Source organism: Paraburkholderia sp. GAS206C (assembly GCF_050435645.1).
Taxonomy (GTDB): domain Bacteria; phylum Pseudomonadota; class Gammaproteobacteria; order Burkholderiales; family Burkholderiaceae; genus Paraburkholderia; species Paraburkholderia phenazinium_B.
The window spans coordinates 301,167-327,208 of sequence record NZ_JBNDKR010000003.1; the positions used below are offsets into that span (position 1 = coordinate 301,167).

Below are 26,042 nucleotides of genomic sequence, written 5' to 3' on the forward strand. Positions count from 1 at the left end.
ACTGGATTAATGGACATCAACAACCGGATCGCCAGCCGTGTGCGTGAGCTTCGCGACGCCCAGGGCTATTCCCTCGACACGCTTGCCGAACGCAGCGGCGTGAGCCGCTCCACGATCTCGCTGATCGAGCGCGGTCAGAGCAGCCCAACGGCAACCGTGCTCGACAAGCTCGCCACCGCCCTGCGCGTGACGCTCGCTTCGCTATTCGAAGACAGCGCAAGCGAGTCCGCCGAGCCTTCACCGATGTCCCGCGCTGGCGAGCAGCCGGTATGGACCGATCCGACTTCGGGCTATGTCCGCCGCAACCTGTCGTCTGCGGCACGCTCGCCGATCCAGTTGGTCGAGGTCAACTTTCCGGCGGGGCAGCAGGTTGCTTACGACACCAGCGAGCGCGACGTCGAGATTCATCAGCAGGTCTGGATGATCGAAGGCGTGATGGAGATGACGGTGGGCGACGCGCACTGGCGTCTGGAGGCGGGCGACTGTCTTTCGATGAGGCTCGACTGTCCCACGGCGTTTCGTAATCCCACGCGCGAGCCGGCCCGCTATCTGGTGGCGCTGACCAGCGTGCCCTTTATACCGTTTGCGCCATTTACGCCGGCAAGGAGAAACGGATGAGCGAAGACGTTAGCGTGCGCCGGATCGGCGCTAATGAGGCTGTCGCCTGTGTAGACGCGCTGGCGGACGTGCTGATCGATTGCGTGGAAGGCGGGGCGTCAGTGGGCTATATGTTGCCGCTCGCGCGCGAGAAAGCGCTCGGGTTCTGGCGCGGCGTCGCCGAGGGCGTGGCGCGCAACGAGCGGGCGCTGCTGATTGCCGAGAACCGCGCGGGTGAGATACTCGGTACAGTGCAGTTGATCTTCGCGCAACCCGACAATCAGCCGCATCGTGCGGACGTCGGCAAGATGCTGGTGTGCCGCAAGGCGCGGCGGCAAGGTATTGCACAACGCTTGATGGCGGCGGTCGAAGATACCGCGCGTGACGAGGGCAGGAGCGTGCTGGTGCTCGATACCGTCACCGGCGGCGCGGCAGAGGGTTTGTACGAAAAGGCCGGGTGGCAGCGTGTGGGCGTCGTGCCGAAATACGCGCTGATGCCCGACGGTGAGTTTTGCGCGACGACGGTTTATTACCGGCATCTGTGAGGGAGCGCGATAGATGAAGCATGCAGGTCCAGCGGCACTCGACACGCTCGCAGTTCTGATCGGCTCGATACGCGAGCGCGGAGAACTCAAGGAGCCGCGTCCGGGCGTTTTTTATCGCAAAGGCAAAGCGTTTCTGCATTTTCATGAGGACGCAGCGGGCCTGTTTGCGGATTTGCGCGTGAGCACCGAATGGGAGCGCTTTCGCGTCTCCGAACAAACTGAGCGCACAAAATTTCTGGCGATTCTCGATCGAAGCCTGTGAGGCTATCTCAGCCAATATCGCATCGGCATGCGTGGGTGGCCGTGTAGAATTGGCCCTCGCATTTCCTCATTCCCCAGGTGCTCGATGAGCGACTTCCCCGCGCTCGAAACGCAACGGCTACTGCTGCGCGAACTCGTCGCCGGCGACGCCCCGGCGCTGTTTGCGATTCACGGCGACGCGCCCAGCATGCGCTGGTACGGCGTCGACCCGATGGTCGATGTCCGGCAGGCGCAAAAGCTGATCGAGACTTTTGCCGGTTGGCGCAAGATGCCCAACCCGGGAGTGCGCTGGGGGATTGAACGCAAGTTCGACGCGATGCTGATCGGCTCGTGCGGATTGTTCAAATGGAATCGCGGCTGGCAGACCTGTACGGTCGGCTATGAACTGGCTCACTCGGCGCGTGGCGCCGGGCTGATGTCGGAAGCGTTGTCCGCGGCGCTCGCGTGGGGCTTCGAGCAGATGAAGCTGAACCGCATCGAAGCGCAGATTCATCCGGACAATGCCGCTTCGCTCAAGCTGGCGCACGGCCTCGGCTTCGTACAGGAAGGGCGGGCGCGCGAAGCCGGTTACTGGCAGGGTGAGCGTCATGACCTGCTGCAGTTCAGCCTGCTGCGCAAGGACTGGAGGCTGGCCTGAGCAAGCCGCCTGAAGAGGCGAGCAACTGCCCGCCTCGCCACTTCGCCTAGTCGATTGAGGGCAACGCGCGGGGACGGCGGTCGCTATCGGTGGCGACGTACGTCAGCGTGGCTTCGGTGACCTTCACCACTTCTTCCGCGAGACTCATCCGCTGCGCGTACACCGTGACTTCAATCGTGACCGAGGTATTGCCGGTCTTGACGATATCCGCGTAGAAGCTCAGCAGATCGCCGACGAACACCGGCTGCTTGAACACGAACGAATTGACCGCGATGGTCGCCACCCGCCCGTTGGCGCGCCGGCTGGCGGGAATGGACCCAGCGATATCGACCTGCGCCATGATCCAGCCGCCGAACACATCGCCGTGAACATTGGCGTCGGACGGTTGCGGCACGACGCGCAGCGCGCAGGATTTTTGCGGAAGTTGAAGTTGATCGTTCATCGGGGCACCCATGAGAAACGGATTGGCTCGACCAGCAGGCGGGTTCTTCACGACAACATGACAACCGGCAACCGGCCAGCCCGTGGAAAGCGGCGCCAGCCGGCTTCTGCGACAATAGAGAGATCAGGAATTGTACGGGAAAGCGCCCAGCCGGGTCGCGCGCCGAAATGCCTGCCGCCGGGATTGCGCGGGCGGTAGCTACCAGATGGCGGCGCGCCCTGCTGATGCCTCTGTCGATTCCGTCCCCACCGCCAGCTGATTCCCATGCGCCGCTCCTCCGCCTCCTCCGAACTCTCGCCGATCTCGACCCAGCCGCGCAACGACTGGCAGACGATCATCTCGCTGCTGCCCTACCTCGCCACATACAAGGGGCGGGTGGTGCTTGCGCTCACGTGCCTGATCGGCGCGAAGGTCGCCAATCTCGGCGTGCCGATCGTGATGAAGCGGATCGTCGACAGCCTCGCGTCGGTGCGGCATCTGACGGCGCTCGGACGCGCGGATCATGCGCCGGCCATCGTGCTGCTAGGCGGTGTCGGTCTGCTGGTGGTCGCCTATGCCGTAGTGCGGTTGTCCACGTCGCTGTTTACCGAGTTGCGCGAAATCCTCTTCTCGAAGGTGACGCAAAGCGCGGTGCGGCAACTCGCGCTCAAAGTGTTCCGTCATCTGCATGGGCTGTCGCTGCGCTTTCACCTCGAACGGCAGACGGGCGGCATGTCGCGCGACATCGAACGCGGCACACGCGGCATCACGCAGCTGATTTCCTATTCGCTCTACAGCATTCTGCCGACGCTGGTCGAAGTGGGCCTCGTGCTCGGCTTCTTCATCGTCAAATACGAGGTGTATTACGCGATCGTCACGTTCGTGGCGCTGGCCGTGTACATCACGTTCACGGTGAAGATGACCGAGTGGCGTACGCACTTTCGCCGCACGATGAACGATCTCGACTCGCGCGCCAACTCGCGGGCGATCGACTCGCTGCTCAATTACGAGACCGTCAAATATTTCGGCAACGAAGAGTGGGAAGCTCAGCGTTACGACGAAAACCTGCAGCGCTACCGCAGCGCGGCGATCAAGTCGCAGAATTCGCTGTCGGTGCTCAATTTCGGCCAGCAGGCGATTATCGGCGCGGGGCTTGTCTTCATCCTGTGGCGCGCGACCGAAGGCGTGATGGCGGGCAAGCTCACGCTCGGCGACCTGGTGCTGATCAACACATTTATGTTGCAGCTCTACATTCCGCTGAACTTTCTCGGCGTGGTGTATCGCGAGCTGAAGCAGAGCCTCACCGACATGGACCGGATGTTCACACTCCTCAGTGCGCCGCAGGAAGTACCGGACACACCGGATGCGCCAGACCTCATCGTGAGCGGTGCGCAAGTGCGTTTCGAGCATGTCAACTTTTCGTATGAACCGGCGCGGCAGATCCTGCATGACGTGAGCTTTACGATTCCCGCCGGCACCACGACCGCGGTGGTTGGCCACAGCGGCTCCGGCAAATCGACGCTCGCTCGCCTGATGTTCCGCTTCTACGATCTGGAGCGTGGCACGGGCGGCGCGATTACGATCGACGGCCAGGACATCCGCGATGTGACGCAGGACTCGCTGCGGGCTTCGATCGGCATCGTGCCGCAGGATACAGTGCTGTTCAACGATTCGATCTATTACAACATCGCCTATGGCCGCCCGTCGGCGACGCGCGACGAAGTGATTGCAGCGGCGCGCGCCGCACACATTCACGATTTCATCGAAGGATTGCCGAACGGTTACGAGACGCCCGTCGGCGAGCGCGGACTGAAGCTGTCCGGCGGCGAGAAGCAACGCGTGGCGATTGCCCGCACGATCCTGAAGAACCCGCCGATCCTGCTGTTCGACGAGGCGACCTCCGCACTCGATTCGCGCTCCGAGCGCGCCATTCAGCATGAACTCGACCTGATCGCCCGCGAGCGGACCACGCTGATCATTGCGCACCGGTTATCGACCGTCGTGCATGCGCAGCAGATTATCGTGATGGACAAGGGGCGTATCGTCGAGCGCGGCACGCACGCGGAGTTGCTGACGGCCGGTGGGTTGTTCGCGCAGATGTGGGCGCTGCAGCAGCAACGCGCTGCACAAGTGGAGGACGCGCCCGAAGTGGTAGTGGCCGGTGAGGGTGGGCGCTAGCCAGGCGTGGCCAGAGTATCTATGCGTGGCCGAAGCAATTTATGCCTGGCCATGGTCAACCAGGCCGTTACGATTGTGCCGCAGCCTGCCTTAGCCGGTCATCAAGCGCCTGCAACTGCGCGACCGTCCCGACGTTATCCCACAGTCCCTCATACACTTCGCCGCTCGCGAGGCCGCGCGCAACCGTTTCGAAGTAGTACGGCGTCAGCGGACGCCGCGTGCCGCGCGGCAGCGCACGGAACATACGCGTGTCGTACAGCGCGATGCTGCCGAACGTGAGACGCGGCTTTCCATCGGACAACACCACACCGTCGACCAGGCCGAAATCGCCCGCAGGATGAAACGGCGGGTTCGGCACCATCACCAGATGCATGCCCGGCTCCGCCTGCGCGGCGAGCCGCGTAGCGTGCGCACGCAGCGATGCGTAATCGAAGTCGGCATAGACATCACCGGCCACGCCGACAAAGATCTCGCCGGGCGCGCCTTCGGCTGCCGGAGCGTCCTCCAGCAGCGGTAACGCCTGCGCAATCCCGCCGGCCGTCTCCAGCGCTTCCTGCTCGGCTGAATAGCGCAGCTCCACCCCCCAGCGCGACCCGTCGCCAAGTGCCGCTTCAAAACGCTCGCCGAGCCATGCATGATTGATCACAATGGTCCGGAGTCCGGCTTGCGCGAGACGCTCGATCTGCCAGACGATCAGCGGTTTGCCGCCTGCTTCGAGCAGCGGCTTCGGGGTGTGGTCCGTCAATGGACGCATCCGTTCGCCGCGCCCGGCGGCGAAGATCATCGCTTTGGTGAGAGACATCGTCATTGTTCGGAAAGCTCAGAAGGTATAGCCGACTTCGCCGGCACGGCCTTCGAGCTCATCAAGCAGCTTCGCAAAAGGTGCAAGTGGACGGTAGCGCCCGGCGACCTTGCGCCCATAACCGATAAAGCGCGGCAGGTCCTTCATGTAGTGCGGTTTGTGGTCCCGGTAGTTGATCCGGCAGAACAGGCCCAGCACCTTGATGTGCCGCTGCAGGCCCATCCACTCGAGTTGACGGTAGAACTCGCCGAAATCGGCATCGACCGGCAGGCCGGCTTTTTTCGCGCGCTCCCAGTAGTACACGAAGCAATCGAGCTCGAACTCCTCGTCCCAGCTCAGGAAGGCATCGCGCAACAGCGAGGCGACGTCATAGGTAATCGGACCATAGACCGCGTCCTGGAAGTCGAGCACGCCGGGGTTCAGCGGGTTCGGCTCCGGCATCACCATCAGGTTGCGCGGCATGTAATCGCGCAGCATGAAAACCTGCGGCTGTGCCTGGGCACTGGCGATCAGCAGCGCAAACGTGCGGTCGAGCAGCCCGCGGGTCTTCTCGTCGACCTCGCGGCCGAGATGCCGGCCGATGAACCACTCCGGCAGCAACTCCATCTCGCGGCGCAGGAACGCTTCGTCGAACGGCGGCAGCACACCCGGCTTCGATGTCAGTTGCCAGCGGATCAGCGCGTCGAGCGCGTCGCGCATCAGCGCCTTTGCGTTGTCCGGCGTCAGCGCGCTGAGGTAGGAGGTGGTGCCCAGATCGGTGACGAGCATGAAGCCGGCCTCGAAATCGACCTCCAGCACCTGCGGCACATTCACGCCGGCCGCGCTCAGCAGTTGCGCCACCTGCACAAATTCGCGGCACTTTTCCGGCGGCGGGGCGTCGACGGCGATCAGCGTGGTGCTTGCCGCGTCTTTCAAATTCTTACCCTTCAGGCGGAAATAGCGGCGAAAACTTGCGTCGCTGGAAGCGGGTACCAGCGTTGCAAGGTCGAGTGCATAACGGTTCGCGTGACTCTCCAGCCAGGCGGTGAGCAGTTGCAGGCGGGCGTCGGGAGAAGTGGAATCGGAGGGCAGCGTCATGAAAACCGGAAGGCAAATTCAGGGGGGCAACGTCTTGCCATATAATACCCCACGACTTTTTTGACACGACGCACGCCAGCTTTCGCTCGCCCCGCTTCACCGCCCGCCTCATCGTTCGACCGGTTGTAAATTTTGATTGATGGGTCGCCGACCATCACGGTCAGGCTGCTCAGGCGGAGGATCGTGGTTGCAGGAGCGGGCGGTCGGGCCAATTCGCCAAACGATACATGCCGCCAAGACAGCTTTCCCAAACGACCCCCTCTCGTGGCGGCGTGCCCCGCAGAAGGCGGCTCGTCGCGGCGTTGATTGCCGTGCCGGGCCTGATGCCCGCGCTCTCGCACGCCCAGTTGTCGGGCGACGCCGCGCAGCCGCAGCCTATCGACGCGCCCTGGGGCATGAGGCTAGCCCCCCAGCTCGAAGAGCATCCGTTGAAGCCGGACCAGAGAGCGGCCACCTTCGTGCTCGGCGACTACACGAGCGGCACGACGGATCAGGACCTGGCGGCCAAGGGTTCCGCCGAAGTGCGCCGTCCCACCTTCACGATCAAGGGCGACGCGCTGCACTACGATCAGGACACCGACATGGCCGACGGCTATGGCAAGGTGGTCGTGATCAACAACGGCGCCACCTTCGTGGGGCCGGAAGCGCATATGCAGGTTGATTCGAGCGAAGGCTACATGCCCTCGCCGAAGTATCACTTCAACATGACGGGCGGCTCGGGCAGCGCGGCGCGTGTCGACATGCTCGACAACGAGCGTTCGGTGTTCACCCAGGGCACCTACACGGCGTGTCAGTGCGAGAGCAATCCGGCCTGGTACATCCGCGGCAGCGAGTTCGACTTCGACACCGGCGCCGACGAAGGCGTGGCGCACAACGGCGTGCTGTTCTTCCAGGGCATTCCGATCTTCGGCTCGCCGTGGCTGTCGTTCCCGCTCTCGGGCGACCGGCGCAGCGGCCTGTTGCCGCCCACTTTTTCGCTCAGTTCGAGTAACGGCTTCGAGCTGAACATACCGTATTACTTCAATATCGCGCCGAACCGCGATCTGCTGATTTCGCCGAACTACATCTCGAAGCGCGGTCTGGAGCAGAATGCGACCTTCCGCTATCTTTCGCCGGATTACTCGGGCTCGATCACCGGCACGTATCTGCCCGACGACAACATCACGAGGACGAACCGTTGGGCGCTGTTCCTCCAGCATAACCAGAACTTCGGTAACGGCTTCGGCGGCTACGTTTATTACAACAAGGTTTCGGATAATTCCTTTCCGGAAGACCTTGGCTCGACCTCCAGCAATATTCTCAACGGCACGCAGCTGCTCTACCAGCAGGAAGCGGGGCTGACGTACAACAACGGCCCGTGGTCGGTGCTGGCGCGCGAGCAAAACTGGCAGACGATCACGCCTTCGGTGGCGCCATACGGACGTGAGCCGGAACTGAACGTCAAGTACAACCAGTACAACGTCGGCGGTTTCGATTACGGCGCGACCGGCGATTTCTCGCGGTTTCGCATCACCACGGCGGATTCGACCGAAGGCGACCGGGTCACCTTCGATCCGTACATGTCGTACTCGGTCGTGGGCCCAGGCTACTTCGTTACACCGAAGGTGCAGTACCACTTCGCGTCGTACAACCTGAGCAACATCGGATCGGGATCGCCGGTCGGACAACCGAAGGATTTCACCGAGTCGGTTCCGACCTTCTCGTTCGACACCGGGCTGATTTTCGAGCGTTCGGTGCGGCTGTTCGGCCAGGACTATATCCAGACCCTCGAGCCGCGCCTGTACTACGTGTACACGCCGTATCACAATCAGACCTTCGCGCCGCTGTTCGACACGGCCGACGCGGATTTCGGGCTCGCGGAAATCTTCACGCCGAATACGTTCGTCGGCGACGACCGGATCGCCGACGCGAACCGGCTGACCGCAGCCCTTACCACGCGTTTCATCGACGCGGCGACGGGTGACGAGCGTGCGCGCTTCGTGCTCGCACAACAGTATTATTTCCAGGACCAGCGCGTCACGCTGCTGCCTACGCAGACACCGGCAGAGGCAACCCATTCGGACCTGATTGCCGGCATGTCATTGAAGGTAGGGGGCGGTTTCGCGTCGGAAACCGCGGTCCAATATAATGCCGACAATAACCAGCTGACGCAGGCCAGTGTCGGCTTCGGATTCAGTCCGGAATCGGGCAAGGTGCTTAACGTCGCCTATCGTTACACGCGTGCCGATACGACGCTGGATTTCACGCCGGTCAGCCAGATCACCATTTCGGCACAGTGGCCGCTCACGCACCACGTGTATAGTGTGGCGCGCCTGAACTACGATCTGCAGGGACGGGCGATCGTGGATAGCCTGGTTGGCCTGCAGTACGATGCGGACTGCTGGGTGCTAGGCGTCGGGATTCAGCGTTATGCAGACGGGGTCAACACCCTTGGGCTACCGGAGCAAGGAACGCGTTTCCTTGCGCAAATCACGTTCAAGGGTCTGTCGAGTGTGGACAACGGCTTGATTGCCGCGTTCCGCGGGGCCGTGCCGGGCTATACGCCGCTGCCGCCGCCTCCGGCGCCGGAGGCGCGTTTTACCAACTACGACTGACGGTCGTTTGATCGTCTATAAAATGCGCAAAGACGGGCGGGGCGCGCCCGACATCATTGGAGTATCTGTGGGAATCATGAAAAAGCTTCGCTTGCCATCGCTTGCGGCCAGTCTGGCCCTTGTGGCCTCTTTCCTGTCGGTTGCGCCAGCACAGGCGCAGGATCTACCCAACGCCGGCGGGCAGCCGACGCAGGCGGCCTCCAGCAATGGCCAAACGGTCGATACGATCGCCGCGGTGGTCAATGACGGCGTCATCACGCAGCGCGAGCTCGATGAGCGCCTTGGCCTGATCGCACGGCGCCTGCAGCAGCAAAACGCGCCGGTTCCGCCGATCGACCAGTTGCGCCAGCAGGTGTTGAACCAGATGGTGCTGGAGCGTATCCAGTTGCAGCGCGCCAAGGAAGACGGCATCACCGTCGACGACGCAGCGGTGCAGAAGACGCTCGAACGGCTCGCGGCGGCCAACAATCTGCCGCTCGACGTGTACCGCTCGAAGATCGAGGCGCAAGGCGTGCCCTGGGCCACCTTCACGAACGACGCCCGCACGGAACTGACCCTGTCGCGTCTGCGCGAAAAGGAAGTGGACAGCAAGGTGACGGTGTCGGACGCCGAAGTGGCGAACTACATTGCCAGCCAGCGTGGACCGAACGTCGGGCTGACGAGCGATCTGCACCTCGAACATATTCTGATCAAGGTGCCGGCCAATGCGACGGAGGCCGACATCGTTGCCGCCGAGCAGAAGGCCCAGGGGATCCTGCAGCAGGCGACCAGCGGCGACTCGAAGTTCGAGAGGCTCGCCAAGTCGAATTCGCAGGCAGCGGATGCTTCGAAGGGCGGTGACATGGGCTTCCAGTCCACCTCGCAACTGCCGCCTGAGTTCGTGAAGGCGGCGGCGACGCTGCGTCCGGGCCAGGTGAACCCCGATCTGATCCGCACCGCGGATGGTTTCGAGGTGATGCGCCTCGTTGAGCGCCGCGCAAGCCAGGGTGCGGCGAGCGCCGATTCGACCCACCTCACGCAGACGCATGTGCGCCACATCCTGCTGCGCGTCGGCGACGGCATGTCGGAGCCGCAGGCCCGTCAAAAGCTGCTCGAAATCAAGCGTGAGATCTCGGAAGGCGGCGACTTCGCCAAGTTTGCCCGCACCTATTCGCAGGACGGTTCGGCAGCGCAAGGCGGCGACCTCGGCTGGATCAGTCCGGGCGAAACCGTGCCGGAATTCGAGCGTGCCATGAACAGCTTGCAGGACGGCCAGGTCAGCGATCCGGTGCGCAGCGAATACGGCTATCACCTGATTCAGGTGATGGGCCGCCGCGACGCCGAAGGCTCGGTTGCTCAGCAGATGGATCTGGCGCGCCAGGCCATCGGTCAGCGCAAGGCGGAGCAAGCCTATGCGGACTGGCTGCGTGAATTGCGCGATACGGCGTATGTCGATGTGAAGATCGGCAAGCCGAACCTGCAGTAAGCATCATGACGAGCGCTGCCCAACCGTCTCACGTCCCGCTGCAGATCGCGATCACAACCGGCGAACCCGCCGGCGTTGGTCCCGAGCTGACTGCGCAGGCGCTGGCGGGGGCGGCAGCCCATTGGCCCGATGCACAGTTCACCGTGCTTGGAGACGCGGATCTGCTCGCGGCGCGCGCCAAGGCAGTTGGCGTGGATTGGGCAGCGTTATTGGGACCCAGTCATGGGCAGGGTCACGCTGGTCACCATCGGGTCCGCGTGCAGCATCAGCCGCTCGGCGTGCCGTCGCAGGCGGGCAAGCTTAACGCCGCGAATGGCCGTTACGTGCTGAACCTGCTGGATAGTGCGATCGACGGCGCGGTGAGCGGCCAGTTCGACGCGATCGTCACCGCACCGCTTCAAAAGAGCACCATCAACGACGCCTGTGTGCCGTTCACCGGCCACACCGAATATCTGGCCGAGCGCACCCACACGCCGCATGTGGTGATGATGCTGGCCGGCACCGGCCCGCGGCCGCTGCGCGTTGCGCTGGCTACGACTCATCTGCCGCTGAAAGATGTCTCGGCGGCACTGACGGTCGACAGTATCCTTGGCACGCTGCGGATCATCGACCACGACCTGCGTCACCATTTCGGCCTGCCGGCGCCACGTATTCTCGTGACCGGCCTGAACCCGCATGCGGGCGAAAACGGTTATCTGGGGCACGAGGAAATCGATCTAATCGCGCCGGCCCTGAAGCTGGCGAACGACGAAGGCATCGATGCCCGCGGCCCCTATCCGGCCGATACGCTATTCCAGCCGCGTTATCTGACCGAAGCCGATTGCGTGCTCGCGATGTTCCACGATCAGGGTCTGCCAGTTCTGAAATACGCGACCTTCGGCGAAGGCATCAATGTCACGCTCGGGCTGCCGATCATCCGTACGTCCGTCGATCACGGCACGGCGCTCGACCTCGCAGGCACCGGCCGCGCGGATGCGGGCAGTCTGATTGCCGCCATCGACACTGCAGTCTCGATGGCGCGCCACCGTCGCGCCGCCTGATTTTTTTCCCGTACCTTTTTGTAGCGTCATTCGATGTCCACCAGCAGACAGCACCAGGGCCATTTCGCGCGCAAGCGTTTCGGACAGAACTTTCTGGTCGACACGGGTGTGATCGATTCGATCGTCGACGTGATCCGGCCGCAACGCGGCGAGCGCATGGTCGAAATCGGACCGGGTCTGGGCGCGCTCACCGAGCCGCTGATCGAACGCCTCGCCACGCCGGAGGCGCCGTTGCATGCGGTCGAACTCGATCGCGATCTGATCGTGCGGCTAAAGAAGAAGTTTGGCGATCTGCTCGAACTGCACTCGGGCGATGCGCTCGACTTCGACTTCGGTTCGCTGGCGTTGCCCGTGGGGCCGGGCGTGCCCGAGAGCAAACCGACGCTGCGCATCGTCGGCAACCTGCCGTACAACATTTCGAGCCCGCTGCTGTTCCACCTGACTTCGTTCGCGCATTGCGTGATCGATCAGCACTTCATGTTGCAGAACGAAGTGGTCGAGCGGATGGTGGCGGAGCCGGGTAACAAGGCATTCAGCCGCCTCTCGGTGATGCTGCAGTACCGCTACGTGATCGACAAACAGCTCGATGTGCCACCCGAAGCTTTCCAGCCGCCGCCCAAGGTCGATTCGGCGATCGTGCGGATGATTCCGTTCGAGCCGCATGAATTGCCGAAGGTCGACGAACGCGTGCTCGGCGAGGTCGTAACCGCCGCGTTCTCGCAGCGTCGCAAGATGCTGCGCAATACGCTGGGCGCGTATCGCGACACGGTGGATTTCGAGGCGCTCGGCTTCGATCTGCAGCGGCGTGCCGAAGACGTGTCGGTCGCCGAGTATGTGCAGGTTGCGCAGATCGTGGCGGCGTCCCGTTGACGCTTTGACGAGCGCGATGCCTGCGAGAACCAGCAGCGTTGCGATATCCGGGCGCAATAGTCCTATCAAGCTTCACCAGCTCCAGCGCACCCCCACATTGCCCTCCACGATGCTCCGATGCGCACCGTTCACGTTCGTCGTATAGCCTGCCGCGGCATACGCGCTGCCACGCGCGCTCAAATGCGCGGCGATGCCGAGGCCGAACTCGGCTGCGGTCGCCGGCACGCTGGTCGGGATCACGGTGCTGCCCGCGAAGCTCACCTCGTCGGTGCCGTTGAAGTAGCGCCACAGATTGGCGCGCAAGTACGGCTCCCAGATTGCCCCACCGCCTTCAAACTTGCCTTCGAGCCGAAGCCCCAGCCGGCCGATCAGACCGTTCGCGGAATGAAACGATACGCTCGAGATGCCGTCGTTGAGATCGTCTATTGAGGTGTGCTGCCAGATCAGCTGGGCTTGTGGCTCGATGCTCAGATGGGCTGGCAGCGGAATCGGCAGTCCGGCCTCGAACGATGCGTCCTCGGCATAGCCATGCGTGGTGGCGCCGATATTGTCGTAGGACATAGGGCTGATGGTTAGCGAACTGCCCATCAGGACCGCGTCGGTGTACCAGCCGCCAGGGCCGATGTGGGTCCAGTAGCCGCCGGCGCTGTAGGCGTCGATCGACAGGCGTCCCGCAGCCAGATTCGGAAAGCCGAGGGCGAGGCCGCTCACGTCGCCTTCTGCGCGTGCAAAACCGAGGATCAGGCCATAGTGGTCGCGCTGACCGCCGGGCGTCGCGCTGGCGTAGAGATCCTGGCCGACCTGGATGCCGCCTATCGTGCCGCTGAATTCCGGATTGACCGCGCCGCCGTTGCTCAGCGTGGCATGTTCGCCCCAGACGCGTATCCATGAGGCGGGCACGGCGCCGGTTTCGGTCAACAGCGATTGCGCGCCCTCGCGGTCGTGGAACGTGCCGACCTGATCGATGCCGAGTTCGCGCGCAAGTTCGGGGACCTCTGCGTAGACCGGCACCTCCATCCGGTAGAGCGGTGTGGCCGCTGAGCCCGCTGGTGGAGGAGCGGGTAGGGAAGGCGTGCCGGAGGCCGCCTGGGGACCCTGTAGGGTCTGCGATGGGGTGGGCGTAGGTGTCGGTGTGGGCGTTGGTGTAGGGGTGGGCGTAGGCGTCGGAGCCGCCGCGAGACTCGAACGCAGATACCAGTTGTCGGCTGTCCCGGCGCTTACCCCGCCTTTGAACAGGTAATAGGTATAAGCGCCAGCCAGCAGCGGCTTTGGCAAGGTGAATGCGCCTGCTGCGGTCGTCGCGCCGTTCGTCGCCTGCACGACCAGAATGCCATTCGTGAGCGTCGCCGCGCCGACACCGCCGACGTTCGTAATCCCCAGCGTCGTCTTTCCCGACCCGGTGCCTTGCACGATCACCAGCTTGTCGCTGGGAGAGCCGTCGCCGTTGAGCACGCTCTGCAACAGAAGCTTGCCGTTGAGCCCCGCGTAGTTGCCGTTGACCACCAGCGCATCGCTCGTGCTGGTGCCGCCGTTTGTGAGGTCGATCGTGCCAGCGTTGTTGACGGTGACGAGCTGCCCGCTCACCGCAGGCGTAATCGCAGGGTCTCCCAGCCCGCCCGCGAACAGGGTGCTGGTCGAATCGATGGCGAGCGTGCCTGTCTGCGTGCCGCTGTTGCCGAGCGTCAGTCCGTTGTTGTCGAGCGTGAGCTGGCTGCCGTTCGTCGCGTTGATGGTCGACCAGTTCGTGAAGCGGCTCAATCCGCTCGCCTGAGTGTCGTCGAAGTTGAGAACACTCGAGACGTTGCCGCCTGCAAGCAGTGGCACACCGTTGAGATTGGTGTCGGTCAGGCCCGTGAGCGTCGCGGTATCGTGACCCGTGCCGAGCCGGATAAATCCTGTGATCGTGCCCGCGCTCCAGTTGAGCGTGTCGTTGCCGGTATCGGTGTAGATCGCGCGGCCGTTGCCGCCCGCGATGGTGCCGGTATTGTTGATCGTCATGTCGATCGCGCCAGTGGCCGCGATGACCTCGGTAGTGGCGGAATCGAGCGTGCCGGTGTTGTTGATGGTCGCGCCCGCGCCGACAAACGAGAGCGTGACGAACTGCGCGGAGATGGTGCCAGCGTTGTTGAACGTGCCGCCGCCATTCGCATCGATGCCGTTGCCCTGCTTGCTGACGATGCTTGCGTTGGCTTCATTATTGAACGTGACGCTGCCTGAGATGAAGGCGCCGAGGCTGTTTGAGCCGCTTACGGTTATCGAACCCTTGTTGGTGATGACGCCCGGCGAACTGTCGTTCGAGACGATGCCGTCCGAGTCCACACCCGATGCGCTGATCGTGCCGGCGTTCGTGATGATGTTGTTGCCTGGCCCGCTGACCGCGTTGCCGTTGGTGTACATGCCAGGCGCGCCGTCCCCTGTTGTCGTGATCGTGCCGTTGTTGACGAGTGTGTCGTTGTTCGTTTCCGCGGCCATACCAGCGGAGCCGCTCCCGCTGGTGGAAAGCTGGCCGTTATTGGTCAGGGTGCCGCCGCCGGGGCTGGCGTAATCGTGCATCGCGTCCGCGTCGCCGCCGCTCGTCTGGATGACCCCGCCCGTGTCGTTGAGCATCGTCACGGCGGCTACGCTGTTGAACATGCCTTCCGATTCGGTGCCGGTTGTCACGATCAAGCCGCGGTTGGTCAGCACGTTTTGACCGGCGCCCGTACCTTGTGCCGAGATGCCGTCGAAGGTATCGCCTGTCACCCGGATAGTGCCGAGGTTCGTGACCGTGCTGTGGCTGTACACAAGGATGCCGTTGTCCCCGCTTACGTCGAGTTCCGCGCCCGCTGCGACGTTGACTGTTACGTCCGTGCTACCGCTTGTCGCCGCGACCGGCGTGGTGGTGGGATTGGGCGAGGTCGTACCGCTGCACGTGACGGTTTGCCCGGTTGCTGGCGTGGAGTTGTCGCAGGCCGCGAGCGCTGGCTGCAGCCTTAGCAGGACCAGCACCCCCAGCGCTGAAGAGATTGCCTCAAAAGTCCGGCTCGGCACCAACGGCGGATACGCTCGACGCATAGATCCTCCTCCCAGGGCGGACAGCGTCGATGCCCATGGGGATTGCTTCGTCGCTCGATCACCTCGTTGGGCGCCGAGCTTTCGATAGGATTCCGCACGTTGTGTGTCACAGAATAGTCAACGCGCCGCTGCGACGCAATGTGCGAGTGCGGCGAATGGTGTGGCCTGAAGGTAAGGTGAAAGGCAGGCGTGAGCGCCACCCGCCGTACGCCATCAGGACTGGATCTGCAGGCGGCGACGCGAACGCTGCGGATCGAGCAGCGCGAAGCCGGCTGCGCCAACGGCCAGCAACAGCGCACCGTTGATGACGAAACCGATCTCATAGCCATGCGCATCGCCGGCTGCGCCCAGCAGTCTGCCCATTGCGACCGGGCCGATCAGCCCGGCGGTAGTGGTGATCGAGGTGGTGATCGCGAGCAAGCCACCACGCTGAGCGCCTGGAGCGACCTCGGCGATCAGCATCGGGCCGAACGTGAAATTCTGGATAGCGAGCGCACTGGCCAGCCCCATCACTGCAACCTTGACGAACGGCGGCACGTCCAGGAAGAGTACGCCGTACGCGATACCGCTTATCACGCAGGCTGAGCTGATCAGCGTGCCACGTGCACGCCGCGTTGGCACGCCGCGCCTGAGCAGGCGATGCGAGTAAATCGCCAGCGCGATCCCGACCGGAATCTGCACCGCCACTTGCGCTGCGAACAGCCATCCCGCCTGGGTGGCCGGGAAGCCCAACCCGAGGCGCAGATACGCCGGCACCCACGTGAAGCCGATCGCGACCACCGCGTAGGCAACGAAGCATTGCAGCATCACGCCAATCACCGTGTGATCTGAAAGCAGCGTCCGCCAGGGGACGCGCGTCTGCACATTCTTTGCCGTTGCGATGGGCCGCGCGCGGCGCGAATGCTGATTGCCCGTCTTGCCGACACAAAGCCAAAGCACAGTCCACGCGGCACCTACTATCCCGAGCGTGAGAAACGTGGCGTGCCAGTGCCAGCGTTGCGAGATATAGGTGAGAAGCGGTCCCGCAACAATCACGCCGGCCGTTGCACCTTGTTGAACAATCGTGGTGGGCAGGCTGCGTTCGCGATCGTCGAACCACGTATAGACGACGTGCAGCGCGAGCGGCGATGCCGGGCCTTCACCCGCGCCCAGCAGGACACGGCACAGCAGCAGGACTGCGAAACTACTTGGCCAGGCAAGCGGCAACTGCGCGCAAGCCCACGTCAGTGCGAGCGCAGCCAGCAGCCATTTCATGCTGACACGATCGGCGATGAGGCCAATCGCGATGCCTGAGAGCGAAAACAGCAAAAAGAACGCGCTGCCGACGAGGCCGAACTGCTCGTGCGACAGTCCCATGTCGTGCATCATCGGGATCGCCACCAGACCGAGCACAGCCTTGTCGGCGAAGTTGATCAGCATGAACAGGAACAGCGACCCGACGATGACCCAGCGCCGGCCCGTGGCGCGATCAACCGGTGCCGCGACCGCAGGCGCGTCGGTCAAGGTGGAACTATGTGCTTCGAGCATTCAATACTCCTGAGGGTGTGCCGTCGACCGGCCGCCGCTGACGGACAACGCGGGGCGCGGCGAGATGGGCAAACCCTGTCTCCAATGATGTTTTGTACGACGTGTATGACCTGAGCGGTCCTATTGCCGTCCGGATGACCAGTCTGCTGGCAGCCGCGGAATTTTGCCCATTTGAGGTGGTATAAGAGAATTATTCAAGTGCAATCTGCTTATCGGAAACTTGCAAAACATGCATGAGATTAACTCCCGCCGGCTGACTCACCTGATCGCACTCGCCGAAGAAGGCAGTTTCGCGCGCGCGGCGGAGCGCGTGCATCTGAGCCAGCCCGCATTGAGCCGCAGCATTCAGGCGCTCGAAGATGAGCTGGGCATGAAACTGTTCGACCGGGCCGCACGCGGTGTCGCGATGACGGCGGCTGGACGGTTGCTCGTCGAGCGTGCGCGCCGCGTGCTGTTCGAGACGCGCTGTCTCTTTCGCGACGTCGAGTTACTCAAGGCTCATGAACTGGGCGAGGTGCATATCGGTCTCGGCCCTTACGCAGCTGTCGTGCTGCTGCCCGATCTGCTGGTCGAATTCTCGCGGCGCTTTCCGAAGATCAAGGTTTCGATTGAATTGGGCGATGGTGACGGCGAAGCGCTGCTCGCCAAACTGCGCGCCGAGCAGGTCGACTTTCTCGTCATGGATCGCCGCGTGCTGCCCGCGACGCCGGACATCGCCCTGCATCGCTTGCCGCGTCACGAAGGTGGCTGGTTTGTGCGGCCAGGACATCCGCTGCTGCAAGGCGGACCCGTACCGATGGTTGCGTTGCGCGAGTTTCCACTGGTGTCGGTGACCGTGCCCGCGTTTATGAAGGACGCGCTGCACCGGCTGCTGAAGTATCGGGCGCATGAGCATATTCCTCTGCAGGTGGAATGCAACGACGTTGCCGTGCTCAAGAACGTCGTCGCGCAGACGGATGCGGTGTTGTTCGCCACTGGGGCGGCGGTGCGACGCGATCTCGAAGCAGGGCGGCTCGCGCGCATCGCGCTGACTAGCCCACCGCGCCTGAGTCTCGAGTTCGCGCTTGTTTCCCTTGCGGAACGCACGCCGTCGCCTGCTGCAAGCTCGGCGCTGGTGCTGACCGAACAGATCATGGTCGAGGCCAATCGAGCCGCGCATGAGCTGCTGCATCCTGCACAGCCGCTGGCTCAGGATTTACCCTGAGGCTGGTTGACAAAGCCTGGTCCATCCACCACGATTCGGAATCCGGATTCCGGTTTATCGAGCCGGTCGGTTTGCCGGCGTCTTTCTGACGCCGCTTGCCGGGCATCTCGCGTTCCACGCCTCAATACGAAGTTGAAAGCCGCATGACAAGCACGCCTGCGCACAAGCGCAAATCTTCCTCCGCTATCGCGGCGCCGCGCCAGAGCCGCAGCCAGCTCGGCCTCGTGAAAATGCTGCAAGCCGGGCGCGAGTTGATCGAGGCGAGCGGCAACCTCGACAATCTGTCCATCAACGATATCGTCGATCGTGCAGGTACGTCGATCGGCGCGTTCTATCGCCGTTTCGACAACAAGGATGCCTTCTTCGAAGTGGTGCAGGACCAGGTGATGGCCGAAGGTCTCGCCTACGTGCGCGACATGCTCGAGCGCGAGCCCGTATGGCGCTCCAGCGACGCGAGCGCGATTGCCGATGCCGTGGTGGCGTTTTACGTCATGGTGTTCCGACGCAATCGTGGCCTGTACCACGCTTCGCTGTTGCGCTCCTCGCAGCTCAAGCCCAGTTGGGATGCGGCCAAGGAGGCCAATCGCGAAGTGCTGGCGTTGCTCGTGCCGCACCTCGTCGATGCGCTGCTCGCGGCACGCGGCGCGCCGGTGGCCGATGCGGCCGAGCTCGACTTCGAGGTGCGCGCGTCGCTGCAGATGATCAATGGTCTGCTGGTCAACAGCATCCTGAACGATCCAGGACCGCTCTCGCTCGCGAGCCGGCGGCTGCGTCCGTATCTGCAGACGGCGTTTCGCCGCTGTCTCACGCTGCCGGACAGCTGATTTTTTTACCCTAAAAACGGAACAAGAATTCCGGTTCTGATTGATGAGGCTGGCAATTGCCTCGCGTAGCCAGCTTTTATCCAAGGAGACACTGTATGACCCAATGTTGCCCCGAGATGGTTCGCAATCCTGCCTTTGATGCGCCGCATGTCGGCGATCCGCTCGACGTTGCTTTCGATGCGGGCGTCAACCTGGCCTTCGCAATTGCAGCGCCCACCGTACCGCCCCGCCTCACCGAACACTCGCGCCGCATGGCCCAGCGTATTTATCGGGTGGCCGAACGGGTGTATTGCGCGGTCGGTTACGCGATTGCCAATATCATCTTCGTGGTCGGCGACGATGGGATCGTAGTGGTCGATGCAACCGAAGCGGTATCGGCGGCGAAGCGCATCTACGAAGACTTTTGCGCAATCGATCCGCGGCACGCTACGCTGCCCGTGAAGGCCGTTGTCTACACCCACAACCACACGGACCATACCGGCGGCGTTCGCGCGTTTGTCGACGAAGCGGCACTCGAAGCGGGGCAAGTGGAAATCATCGCGCATCGCACGCTGATGGACACGGTGATCAACAACGCGAATCTGGTGGCGCCGATTCTCGCCACGCGTTCAGCCTACAGCTTTGGCACGCTGCTGCCCGCTGGCGCGACCGGCAAGGTCAACGCGGGGATCGGTCCGGTGCTGATCGCCGAACCGGCAAGCTTCTTCGCACCGACGCGCGTCTTCGACGAGCGGCTCGACATCGTGCTGGCCGGTGTGCGTTTCGAGTTCCGCTATGCGCCGTCGGAAGCGGACGATGAAATCGTGATGTGGCTGCCCGACCTCGGCGTGCTGCTCTCGGCGGAAGTGATCCAGGGCGAGTGTCTGGCAAACGTGCATACGTTGCGCGGCACGCGCTACCGTGACCCCGTGCGCTGGTATCAGACCATCGACATGATGCGCAGCTTCGGCGCTGCGCACATGGTGCCGGCGCATGGTCGTCCGGTTTCGGGCACGGCAGCCGTCGCCGATGTATTGACCGTGTATCGCGACGCGATCCAGTTCATCCACGATCAGACGATTCGTCACATGAACTTCGGCATGACGCCGGATGAACTTGCCGAAGCGATTCCTGCGTTGCCACCGCATCTTGCGCGGCATGCATGGCTCGGCGAGTACTACGGCACGGTCAAACATTCGGTGCGCCAGGTTTACTCGGGGCAACTAGGCTGGTTCGACGGCGATCCGGCGTCCCTCGACCCGTTGCCGCGCAGCGAGCGCACGCGCCGCATGATCGCCATGATGGGCGGTGCAGAGCAGGTGCGCGCCGCCGCGCGAATCGCGCTCGGCGACAGAGACTGGCGCTGGGCCGCGGAACTGGCGACGCTGCTGGTCCGGCTCGATGTCGAAGACGCCGACGCCCGCAGCATCAAGGCTACGGCGTTGCGTGAACTGGGCTACCTCACGGTGAACACCAACTGGCGCAACTGGTATCTGAGCGCAGCGCGTGAACTCGAGCGTGCGTATGAGGCGTTGCCATTTGCCGGCAGCGCGAGCCTCGCCTCGAGCGACGTGTTGCGGGCGCAACCGCTACGCAATGTATTCCAGCGTTTGAGTGTCTGCATCGATCCCGCCCGCTGTGCCGACCTGCACGTCACGCTCGTATTCCGAATGACCGATCGCAAGGAGAGCTACGCGCTGGAGTTGCGGCGCGGCATCTTGCAGGTGCATGAGCAGGCACCTGCAGCGGTCCAGTTGCAGCTCGCGCTCGATACGAAGACCTTGTATGACCTGCTTCGCGATATCGCCACACGCTTGCCGGCTGGACTGGAAAGCGGAACGGTTGCGCTCGAGCATGGCACGCGCGAGCAATTGAGCGCATTCTTCAATAGCTTCGATCAGCCGGCGCGGCGTATGCCGGCGCTCGCCGGCCGCTAGCCGCCAGCGCCGCGAAGCGGGCACAAGGAGGAATCTGGGAGATGGAAAAGATCTGGCTGAAGTCATATCCGCCTGGCGTGCCGGCGGAGATCGACGCCACACAATACGGTTCCGTGGCGGATCTGCTCGAACGCAGCTTTCGCGAGTATGCGGATGCCTGCGCGTTTATCTGCATGGGCCGCAAGCTGACCTACGCGGAACTGGACCGGCAATCGCGCCACCTTGCCGCCTGGTTTCAGGCGCAGGGGCTTGCGCGAGGCACACGGATTGCCGTGATGTTGCCGAACCTGTTGCAGTATCCCGTGACGATGGCGGCGATCTTGCGCGCCGGCTGTGTCGTTGTTAACGTGAATCCGCTTTATACGGCGCGTGAACTCGAATATCAGTTGAACGATAGTGGTGCGGAAGCGATCGTGATTCTCGATACGTTCGCCGCCACGTTGCAGGCCGTGCAGGCACACACTGCGGTGCGGCACGTAGTCGTGACCTCGGTTGCGGAGATGATGGGAGCATCGCTGTCTGTCGCAGGCGAACCAGGTGCCGATGACGACGCGACGCGCTTGCATTCTCAGTCGCACTCCCGAGTCAGCCTGAGCGACGCAATCGCTCACGGCACGGAGTCGGGTTTCACACCCGTGCAGATCGCGGCGGACGAGGTGGCGGTCCTGCAATACACCGGCGGCACGACGGGCGTGTCGAAGGGCGCAACGCTGCTGCACCGCAATCTGGTGGCGAACGTGGTGCAGTCCGAGGTGTGGCGTGAACCGATCTACCGTGATCGCACCGACATCGGCCAGTACATCACCGTTGTCGCGTTGCCGCTGTATCACATCTTCGGCCTGACGATATGCGCGTTGCTGACGATGCGCTGCGGCGGCATGGGCATTCTGATACCGAATCCACGCGACATCTCCGGCATGATCGAGACGTTGCGCGGTTACGCGATCAATTCGTTTCCCGGCGTCAACACGATGTATAACGCGCTGCTCAACGACCCGGCATTCTCAACGCTCGATTTCTCGAAGCTCGTGCAGTCCACAGGCGGTGGTATGGCCGTCCAGCAAGCAGTCGCGCAACGCTGGCAGGCAGCGACGGGCGTGCCTATCGTAGAAGGATATGGCTTGTCCGAAACCTCGCCGTGCGCAACCACCAACCCGCCCACCGCGACCGCGTTTAACGGCACGGTCGGCTTGCCGCTGCCGTCGACCGAAGTGTCGATCCGCGACGACGCCGGCAACGAAGTGCCGCTCGGCCAGCCCGGTGAAATCTGCATTCGCGGTCCGCAGGTGATGGCCGGTTACTGGAATCGGCCTGACGAAACCGCGCGCGCGATGACGGCGGATGGCTTCTTCAAATCGGGTGACGTCGGGCTGATGAACGAAGCCGGTTTCGTGAAGATCGTCGATCGCAAGAAGGACATGATTCTGGTGTCGGGGTTCAATGTCTATCCGAACGAGATCGAGGACGTCGTGGCGAAGCACCCGGGTGTGTTCGAAGTCGTCGCGGTAGGTGTGCCGGACGAGCACACCGGCGAGGCGGTCAAGCTGTTTGTCGTCAAGCGCGATCCCTCGCTCAGCGAAACGGACATTTTCAGTTTCTGCAAGGAGCAGCTAACCGGCTACAAGCGGCCCAAGATCATCGAGTTTCGGTCCGAACTGCCGAAGACAAATGTCGGCAAGATCCTGCGCCGGGCCTTGCGTGATGAGGCTCAAAAGAAGGGGTAAACGCACTGCGGCCGGGTCGTGGCGAAGCTGGATAGCGACGCCGCCACCCTGCGCCGCTCTCAGCAGCATCGCGCGATTCCGGGTACATTTACGTCCTCGACATCAAGCAACAGGAGTACACGATGCGCCTTCTTCACACCATGCTCCGCGTGGGCAATCTGGACCGTTCGATCAAGTTCTACACCGAATTGCTCGGCATGAAATTGCTGCGCCGCCACGATTATCCGGAGGGCAAGTTCACGCTGGCATTCGTCGGCTATGAGGATGAGAGCGTTGCCACCGCCATCGAACTCACCCACAACTGGGACACGGAATCGTATGACCTGGGCGACGCGTTCGGTCACCTCGCAGTCGAGGTCGATGACGCATACGCAGCCTGCGACAAGATCAAGGCACAAGGCGGCACGGTGGTGCGCGAAGCGGGTCCGATGAAACACGGCACGACCGTGATCGCGTTTGTGACCGATCCGGACGGCTACAAGATCGAGTTCATTCAGAAGAAGAAATGAGCTTTGCGTGAGCTGCGCGCGGCGGAGTGAATTGCGCGAACCGGTGGCTACCACGGATACGAACGATGAGCGACTCGAATCCCTTCTTTGACGAGATCCAGGCTGTGAACGCCGAGGTTCAGGCCTGGTACGCCGGCACAGCAGGGCCCGGTGCGCTGGACCAATTGATGGCGCACTTCTCTCCGCAATTTTCGATGATTTTGCCGAACGGTGCGACGCTGGACTGGCCGACGCTGCGCGAGATTTTCGAGGAGCATGGCGGACAGCGGCCGAACTTCGCAATCGAGATTACGGGCAGTGCGTTCATCGCCCGGTATCCATCCGGCGCAGTGGTGACGTACATCGAACGGCAGTCCGACGGCGAGCACAACCGCAATGTGCGGCGCTCGACGGCGGTGCTGGAAATCGACGCGCACGGCAAGGTGCAGTGGCGGCATCTGCAGGAAACGTTCTGCGCGGAGTGAGTGAGCGCCTCGTGGACAGCGAGGTCGCATCACCTTTAAAGCGTCGGCAACAGCTCGGGTGGATGATGCTTGAGCGTCTGCCGCGCTTCGCGGAACTCCGGGAAAATCGATTCCACGGTCTCCCAGAAGCGCGGGCTGTGGTTCATCTCGCGCAAATGGGCGAGTTCGTGTGCCACCACGTAGTCGATGATCGACAACGGGAAGTGAATCAGCCGCCAGTTGAGGCGGATCTTGCCGTCGCTCGAACAGCTACCCCAACGAGTCGCCGCTGACGAAAGCGCGTAGGCGCGATAATTTACCCCCAGCTTTTCTGCGTAGATCGCGAGCCGCTCGCCGAACAGGCGCTTGGCTTCGCCTTGCAGCCAGCCTTGCACGCGGTCCTTGATCTGCTGCGGGTCGGCCTGCAACGGCAGTGGCAGCGCAAGCGCCGCCTGTGTCGCATCGAAGGCGAGCGTGCCCTGCGGCGCACCGAGCATCACGCGCACCGGCTGACCCAGATACGGCACCTGGGCGCCGTCTTTCCAGTCGACCTGCGGCAGCGCGCGCTGCTCGACACGGGTTTGCCATTCGATCAGCTTCGAGAAAATCCAGCGCTGCTTTTCGGTGATGGCGGTTTCGATGTCGGCCAGCGTGACCCAACGTGGTGCGGTGATCATCAGACCGCTGCTGTCGATTGCAAAACCGATCGAGCGTCGCGATGAGCGTTTGAGCTGGTAATGAAGCGTCTGCGCGCCCAGTGTCAGGCTGCGCAGTTTCGTGCCGTCGGGCGCGCGCGGCGTGTCCGGCTTCTGCGCTGAAGGCGGCGTGGACGGCGGGAGGGCCGGCTCTGCAAAGAGCGGCAGATCGAGTTGCCGGCTATCGAGCGCCGCAGCGGGCTGCGGCGTAGGAGACTTCTGCATCGGTTTCGGCTTCGGGCAATACGCCCCGGCGCAAATACGCCTTCGAGGGCGTGGGCGCGTCAGAATTGTGCGGCGGCGGAAGTGCTGTCCGCAGCACCGTACGCGGCGGGATCGATGCGACGCATCTCAGCTTCGATCCACGTTTCGACGCGCGTGTTCACTTCATCGGGCGTGAGCCCCTTCGTGTCGATCGGTTTGCCGATCGACACTGTGACTATACCCGCATATTTGAGAAACGAGTTGCGTGGCCACACACGTCCGGCGTTGTGAGCAATCGGCACGACCGGCGCACCGGTCGCCACCGCGAAACGCGCACCGCCGGTTTTGTATTTGCCTTGCGTTCCGGTGCGCGTGCGTGTGCCCTCCGGAAACATGATGACCCACGCACCTTCGTCCATGCGCGCCTTGCCCTGCTTGATGACCGACTCGAACGCATATTTTCCGTCCTTGCGGTTGATATGCACCATCTTCAGCAGGCCGAGCGCCCACCCAAAAAACGGCACATAGAGAAGCTCGCGTTTGAAGACGTAGCACAGCGGGCGCGGCATCAATGCCGGGAACGCCACGGTCTCCCATGCAGACTGATGCTTCGATAGCAGCACGGCCGGACCGTCAGGCAGATTCTCGAAGCCTTCGATGCGGTAGTCGATGCCGTTCAGGCTGCGCACCACGGCGAGCGTCGAGCTGCACCAGCCGGCCGCCATCCAGTAGCGGCGCTCGGCGCGCAAGAACGGGAACGCGATGAAGCAGGCGATCGCGTACGGGATCGTGTAGACCACGAGGAAGATCAGCAGCAGCAGAGAACGGAGGAAGCGCATCGGCGGGGGAGTCAGTATTAGGGACGCGCTCGGTTCGCGTCAGGCTTGTTCTGTGGCAAGAAAGTCTAGCGCGAAGGCGCGCAGATCGTCATGAACCTTGGTGCCTTCGGGAAGGCCGCCCGCGTCGAGCGTCTGGCGTCCCTTGCCGGTCAGCACCAGATGCGTCTGGAAACCGAGTGCGGCGCCCGCCTGCAGGTCGCGCAACGAATCGCCGACGACTGGCGTTACCTTGGGATCGGCTTCGAACCGTTCGGCGATCGTCTTCAGCATGCCGGGCTTCGGCTTACGGCACTCGCAGTGGTCCCCTGCCGTGTGCGGGCAGAAGAATACTGCGTCGATGCGTCCGCCGACCGCTGCTGCCATGCGGTGCATTTTCAGATGCATCGCGTTGAGCGCGTTCATGTCGAACAGCCCGCGCCCGATGCCTGACTGGTTCGTTGCGATCGCGACGCGATAACCGGCCTGGTTGAGCCGGGCAATCGCTTCGAGACTGCCGGGTAGCGCGACCCACTCGTCCGGCGACTTGATGAACGCGTCCGAATCGACGTTGATCACGCCATCGCGGTCGAGGACAACGACTTTTTTAGGGTTGGTCGGCATAGCGCGGGCGCCTGGT

Annotated in this window: 23 protein-coding genes; 15 read left to right on the forward strand and 8 right to left on the reverse strand. The window is 63.0% G+C overall.

Going from position 1 to position 26,042, the window contains the following annotated elements; genetic code table 11:
- Positions 1-9 precede the first annotated feature (9 nt).
- The 4 genes from P3T20_RS09695 to P3T20_RS09710 all read left to right on the forward strand — a co-directional run bounded on the left by P3T20_RS09695 (position 10) and on the right by P3T20_RS09710 (position 2,040).
- Positions 10-618 (forward strand): helix-turn-helix domain-containing protein, encoded by a 609-nt coding sequence (locus tag P3T20_RS09695; RefSeq protein WP_429286781.1) that lies wholly within the window; start codon positions 10-12, stop codon positions 616-618.
- Positions 615-1,142, forward strand: coding sequence for a GNAT family N-acetyltransferase (locus P3T20_RS09700; protein ID WP_429286782.1), 528 nt, complete (start codon positions 615-617; stop codon positions 1,140-1,142). Before P3T20_RS09695 ends, P3T20_RS09700 begins: the two co-directional genes overlap by 4 nt.
- A gap of 13 nt (positions 1,143-1,155) precedes the next feature.
- On the forward strand, positions 1,156-1,404 hold the full coding sequence (locus P3T20_RS09705) for a hypothetical protein (protein ID WP_429286783.1): 249 nt from the start codon (positions 1,156-1,158) through the stop codon (positions 1,402-1,404).
- An 84-nt stretch (positions 1,405-1,488) separates the two neighbouring features.
- Positions 1,489-2,040: a GNAT family N-acetyltransferase gene (locus tag P3T20_RS09710; protein WP_429286784.1), complete on the forward strand. Its 552-nt coding sequence runs from the start codon at positions 1,489-1,491 to the stop codon at positions 2,038-2,040.
- A 46-nt stretch (positions 2,041-2,086) separates the two neighbouring features.
- Here the strand turns inward: P3T20_RS09710 and P3T20_RS09715 are convergent, their stop codons facing one another.
- Complete coding sequence (locus P3T20_RS09715; RefSeq protein WP_074263381.1) at positions 2,087-2,482, reverse strand: acyl-CoA thioesterase; 396 nt, start codon at positions 2,480-2,482, stop codon at positions 2,087-2,089.
- A gap of 264 nt (positions 2,483-2,746) precedes the next feature.
- Here P3T20_RS09715 and P3T20_RS09720 point away from each other — a divergent pair, with 264 nt between their 5' ends.
- Positions 2,747-4,639 (forward strand): ABCB family ABC transporter ATP-binding protein/permease, encoded by a 1,893-nt coding sequence (locus P3T20_RS09720; RefSeq protein ID WP_429286785.1) that lies wholly within the window; start codon positions 2,747-2,749, stop codon positions 4,637-4,639.
- A gap of 67 nt (positions 4,640-4,706) precedes the next feature.
- On the opposite strand, the gene murU is transcribed toward P3T20_RS09720, so the two are convergent.
- Together murU and P3T20_RS09730 are read right to left on the reverse strand one after the other, a co-directional pair.
- Positions 4,707-5,447 (reverse strand): N-acetylmuramate alpha-1-phosphate uridylyltransferase MurU, encoded by a 741-nt coding sequence (gene murU / locus P3T20_RS09725; RefSeq protein ID WP_074263383.1) that lies wholly within the window; start codon positions 5,445-5,447, stop codon positions 4,707-4,709.
- A gap of 12 nt (positions 5,448-5,459) precedes the next feature.
- Positions 5,460-6,518, reverse strand: a complete 1,059-nt coding sequence (locus P3T20_RS09730; RefSeq protein WP_429286786.1) for an aminoglycoside phosphotransferase family protein — start codon at positions 6,516-6,518, stop codon at positions 5,460-5,462.
- Positions 6,519-6,745: 227 nt separating this feature from the next.
- Between P3T20_RS09730 and P3T20_RS09735 the strand changes: the two genes are divergently transcribed.
- From P3T20_RS09735 to rsmA, 4 genes are read left to right on the forward strand one after another with little or no spacing between them, the layout of a single operon-like run.
- Positions 6,746-9,112, forward strand: coding sequence for an LPS-assembly protein LptD (locus P3T20_RS09735; RefSeq protein WP_074263385.1), 2,367 nt, complete (start codon positions 6,746-6,748; stop codon positions 9,110-9,112).
- Positions 9,113-9,134: 22 nt separating this feature from the next.
- Complete coding sequence (locus P3T20_RS09740; protein ID WP_143787575.1) at positions 9,135-10,577, forward strand: peptidylprolyl isomerase; 1,443 nt, start codon at positions 9,135-9,137, stop codon at positions 10,575-10,577.
- 5 nt (positions 10,578-10,582) lie between these two features.
- Positions 10,583-11,617: a 4-hydroxythreonine-4-phosphate dehydrogenase PdxA gene (gene pdxA / locus P3T20_RS09745; RefSeq protein ID WP_074263386.1), complete on the forward strand. Its 1,035-nt coding sequence runs from the start codon at positions 10,583-10,585 to the stop codon at positions 11,615-11,617.
- Between the two features lie 33 nt (positions 11,618-11,650).
- The gene (gene rsmA / locus P3T20_RS09750) at positions 11,651-12,487 is read left to right on the forward strand and encodes a 16S rRNA (adenine(1518)-N(6)/adenine(1519)-N(6))-dimethyltransferase RsmA (protein WP_074263387.1); all 837 of its coding nucleotides are present in this window, start codon (positions 11,651-11,653) and stop codon (positions 12,485-12,487) included.
- 72 nt (positions 12,488-12,559) lie between these two features.
- Here the strand turns inward: rsmA and P3T20_RS09755 are convergent, their stop codons facing one another.
- On the reverse strand, positions 12,560-15,541 hold the full coding sequence (locus P3T20_RS09755) for an autotransporter outer membrane beta-barrel domain-containing protein (RefSeq protein ID WP_074263388.1): 2,982 nt from the start codon (positions 15,539-15,541) through the stop codon (positions 12,560-12,562).
- A 213-nt stretch (positions 15,542-15,754) separates the two neighbouring features.
- Positions 15,755-17,068: an MFS transporter gene (locus P3T20_RS09760; RefSeq protein WP_083611349.1), complete on the reverse strand. Its 1,314-nt coding sequence runs from the start codon at positions 17,066-17,068 to the stop codon at positions 15,755-15,757.
- Between the two features lie 229 nt (positions 17,069-17,297).
- Between P3T20_RS09760 and P3T20_RS09765 the strand changes: the two genes are divergently transcribed.
- The 6 genes from P3T20_RS09765 (at position 17,298) to P3T20_RS09790 (ending at position 23,709) form a co-directional block, all read left to right on the forward strand.
- Complete coding sequence (locus tag P3T20_RS09765) at positions 17,298-18,272, forward strand: LysR family transcriptional regulator (protein ID WP_254368763.1); 975 nt, start codon at positions 17,298-17,300, stop codon at positions 18,270-18,272.
- A gap of 143 nt (positions 18,273-18,415) precedes the next feature.
- Positions 18,416-19,096 (forward strand): TetR/AcrR family transcriptional regulator, encoded by a 681-nt coding sequence (locus P3T20_RS09770; RefSeq protein WP_083611350.1) that lies wholly within the window; start codon positions 18,416-18,418, stop codon positions 19,094-19,096.
- Between the two features lie 95 nt (positions 19,097-19,191).
- Complete coding sequence (locus P3T20_RS09775) at positions 19,192-21,012, forward strand: alkyl sulfatase dimerization domain-containing protein (RefSeq protein ID WP_083611351.1); 1,821 nt, start codon at positions 19,192-19,194, stop codon at positions 21,010-21,012.
- A gap of 41 nt (positions 21,013-21,053) precedes the next feature.
- Positions 21,054-22,736, forward strand: a complete 1,683-nt coding sequence (locus tag P3T20_RS09780; RefSeq protein WP_074263390.1) for a long-chain-fatty-acid--CoA ligase — start codon at positions 21,054-21,056, stop codon at positions 22,734-22,736.
- A 122-nt stretch (positions 22,737-22,858) separates the two neighbouring features.
- Complete coding sequence (gene gloA, locus P3T20_RS09785) at positions 22,859-23,245, forward strand: lactoylglutathione lyase (protein WP_074263391.1); 387 nt, start codon at positions 22,859-22,861, stop codon at positions 23,243-23,245.
- A 65-nt stretch (positions 23,246-23,310) separates the two neighbouring features.
- Positions 23,311-23,709: a hypothetical protein gene (locus P3T20_RS09790; RefSeq protein WP_074263392.1), complete on the forward strand. Its 399-nt coding sequence runs from the start codon at positions 23,311-23,313 to the stop codon at positions 23,707-23,709.
- A gap of 35 nt (positions 23,710-23,744) precedes the next feature.
- Here the strand turns inward: P3T20_RS09790 and P3T20_RS09795 are convergent, their stop codons facing one another.
- From P3T20_RS09795 to gmhB, 3 genes are read right to left on the reverse strand one after another with little or no spacing between them, the layout of a single operon-like run.
- Complete coding sequence (locus P3T20_RS09795; RefSeq protein ID WP_074263393.1) at positions 23,745-24,608, reverse strand: M48 family metallopeptidase; 864 nt, start codon at positions 24,606-24,608, stop codon at positions 23,745-23,747.
- Positions 24,609-24,667: 59 nt separating this feature from the next.
- Positions 24,668-25,426 (reverse strand): lysophospholipid acyltransferase family protein, encoded by a 759-nt coding sequence (locus P3T20_RS09800; protein ID WP_074263394.1) that lies wholly within the window; start codon positions 25,424-25,426, stop codon positions 24,668-24,670.
- A gap of 39 nt (positions 25,427-25,465) precedes the next feature.
- Positions 25,466-26,026, reverse strand: a complete 561-nt coding sequence (gene gmhB / locus P3T20_RS09805) for a D-glycero-beta-D-manno-heptose 1,7-bisphosphate 7-phosphatase (protein ID WP_074263395.1) — start codon at positions 26,024-26,026, stop codon at positions 25,466-25,468.
- Positions 26,027-26,042: the final 16 nt, after the last annotated feature.

Bases quoted from the DNA above. Each gene is read 5' to 3' on its own strand.
- murU (WP_074263383.1), bottom strand. From the start codon at position 5,447: ATGACGATGTCTCTCACCAAAGCGATGATCTTCGCCGCCGGGCGCGGC.
- P3T20_RS09790 (WP_074263392.1), top strand. From the start codon at position 23,311: ATGAGCGACTCGAATCCCTTCTTTGACGAGATCCAGGCTGTGAACGCC.
- P3T20_RS09735 (WP_074263385.1), top strand. From the start codon at position 6,746: ATGCCGCCAAGACAGCTTTCCCAAACGACCCCCTCTCGTGGCGGCGTG.
- P3T20_RS09765 (WP_254368763.1), top strand. From the start codon at position 17,298: ATGCATGAGATTAACTCCCGCCGGCTGACTCACCTGATCGCACTCGCC.
- pdxA (WP_074263386.1), top strand. From the start codon at position 10,583: ATGACGAGCGCTGCCCAACCGTCTCACGTCCCGCTGCAGATCGCGATC.
- P3T20_RS09755 (WP_074263388.1), bottom strand. From the start codon at position 15,541: ATGCGTCGAGCGTATCCGCCGTTGGTGCCGAGCCGGACTTTTGAGGCA.
- P3T20_RS09730 (WP_429286786.1), bottom strand. From the start codon at position 6,518: ATGACGCTGCCCTCCGATTCCACTTCTCCCGACGCCCGCCTGCAACTG.
- P3T20_RS09780 (WP_074263390.1), top strand. From the start codon at position 21,054: ATGGAAAAGATCTGGCTGAAGTCATATCCGCCTGGCGTGCCGGCGGAG.
- P3T20_RS09710 (WP_429286784.1), top strand. From the start codon at position 1,489: ATGAGCGACTTCCCCGCGCTCGAAACGCAACGGCTACTGCTGCGCGAA.
- P3T20_RS09770 (WP_083611350.1), top strand. From the start codon at position 18,416: ATGACAAGCACGCCTGCGCACAAGCGCAAATCTTCCTCCGCTATCGCG.
- gmhB (WP_074263395.1), bottom strand. From the start codon at position 26,026: ATGCCGACCAACCCTAAAAAAGTCGTTGTCCTCGACCGCGATGGCGTG.
- P3T20_RS09800 (WP_074263394.1), bottom strand. From the start codon at position 25,426: ATGCGCTTCCTCCGTTCTCTGCTGCTGCTGATCTTCCTCGTGGTCTAC.
- P3T20_RS09775 (WP_083611351.1), top strand. From the start codon at position 19,192: ATGACCCAATGTTGCCCCGAGATGGTTCGCAATCCTGCCTTTGATGCG.
- gloA (WP_074263391.1), top strand. From the start codon at position 22,859: ATGCGCCTTCTTCACACCATGCTCCGCGTGGGCAATCTGGACCGTTCG.
- P3T20_RS09715 (WP_074263381.1), bottom strand. From the start codon at position 2,482: ATGAACGATCAACTTCAACTTCCGCAAAAATCCTGCGCGCTGCGCGTC.
- P3T20_RS09720 (WP_429286785.1), top strand. From the start codon at position 2,747: ATGCGCCGCTCCTCCGCCTCCTCCGAACTCTCGCCGATCTCGACCCAG.
- P3T20_RS09795 (WP_074263393.1), bottom strand. From the start codon at position 24,608: ATGCAGAAGTCTCCTACGCCGCAGCCCGCTGCGGCGCTCGATAGCCGG.
- P3T20_RS09760 (WP_083611349.1), bottom strand. From the start codon at position 17,068: ATGCTCGAAGCACATAGTTCCACCTTGACCGACGCGCCTGCGGTCGCG.
- rsmA (WP_074263387.1), top strand. From the start codon at position 11,651: ATGTCCACCAGCAGACAGCACCAGGGCCATTTCGCGCGCAAGCGTTTC.
- P3T20_RS09740 (WP_143787575.1), top strand. From the start codon at position 9,135: ATGCGCAAAGACGGGCGGGGCGCGCCCGACATCATTGGAGTATCTGTG.
- P3T20_RS09695 (WP_429286781.1), top strand. From the start codon at position 10: ATGGACATCAACAACCGGATCGCCAGCCGTGTGCGTGAGCTTCGCGAC.
- P3T20_RS09700 (WP_429286782.1), top strand. From the start codon at position 615: ATGAGCGAAGACGTTAGCGTGCGCCGGATCGGCGCTAATGAGGCTGTC.
- P3T20_RS09705 (WP_429286783.1), top strand. From the start codon at position 1,156: ATGAAGCATGCAGGTCCAGCGGCACTCGACACGCTCGCAGTTCTGATC.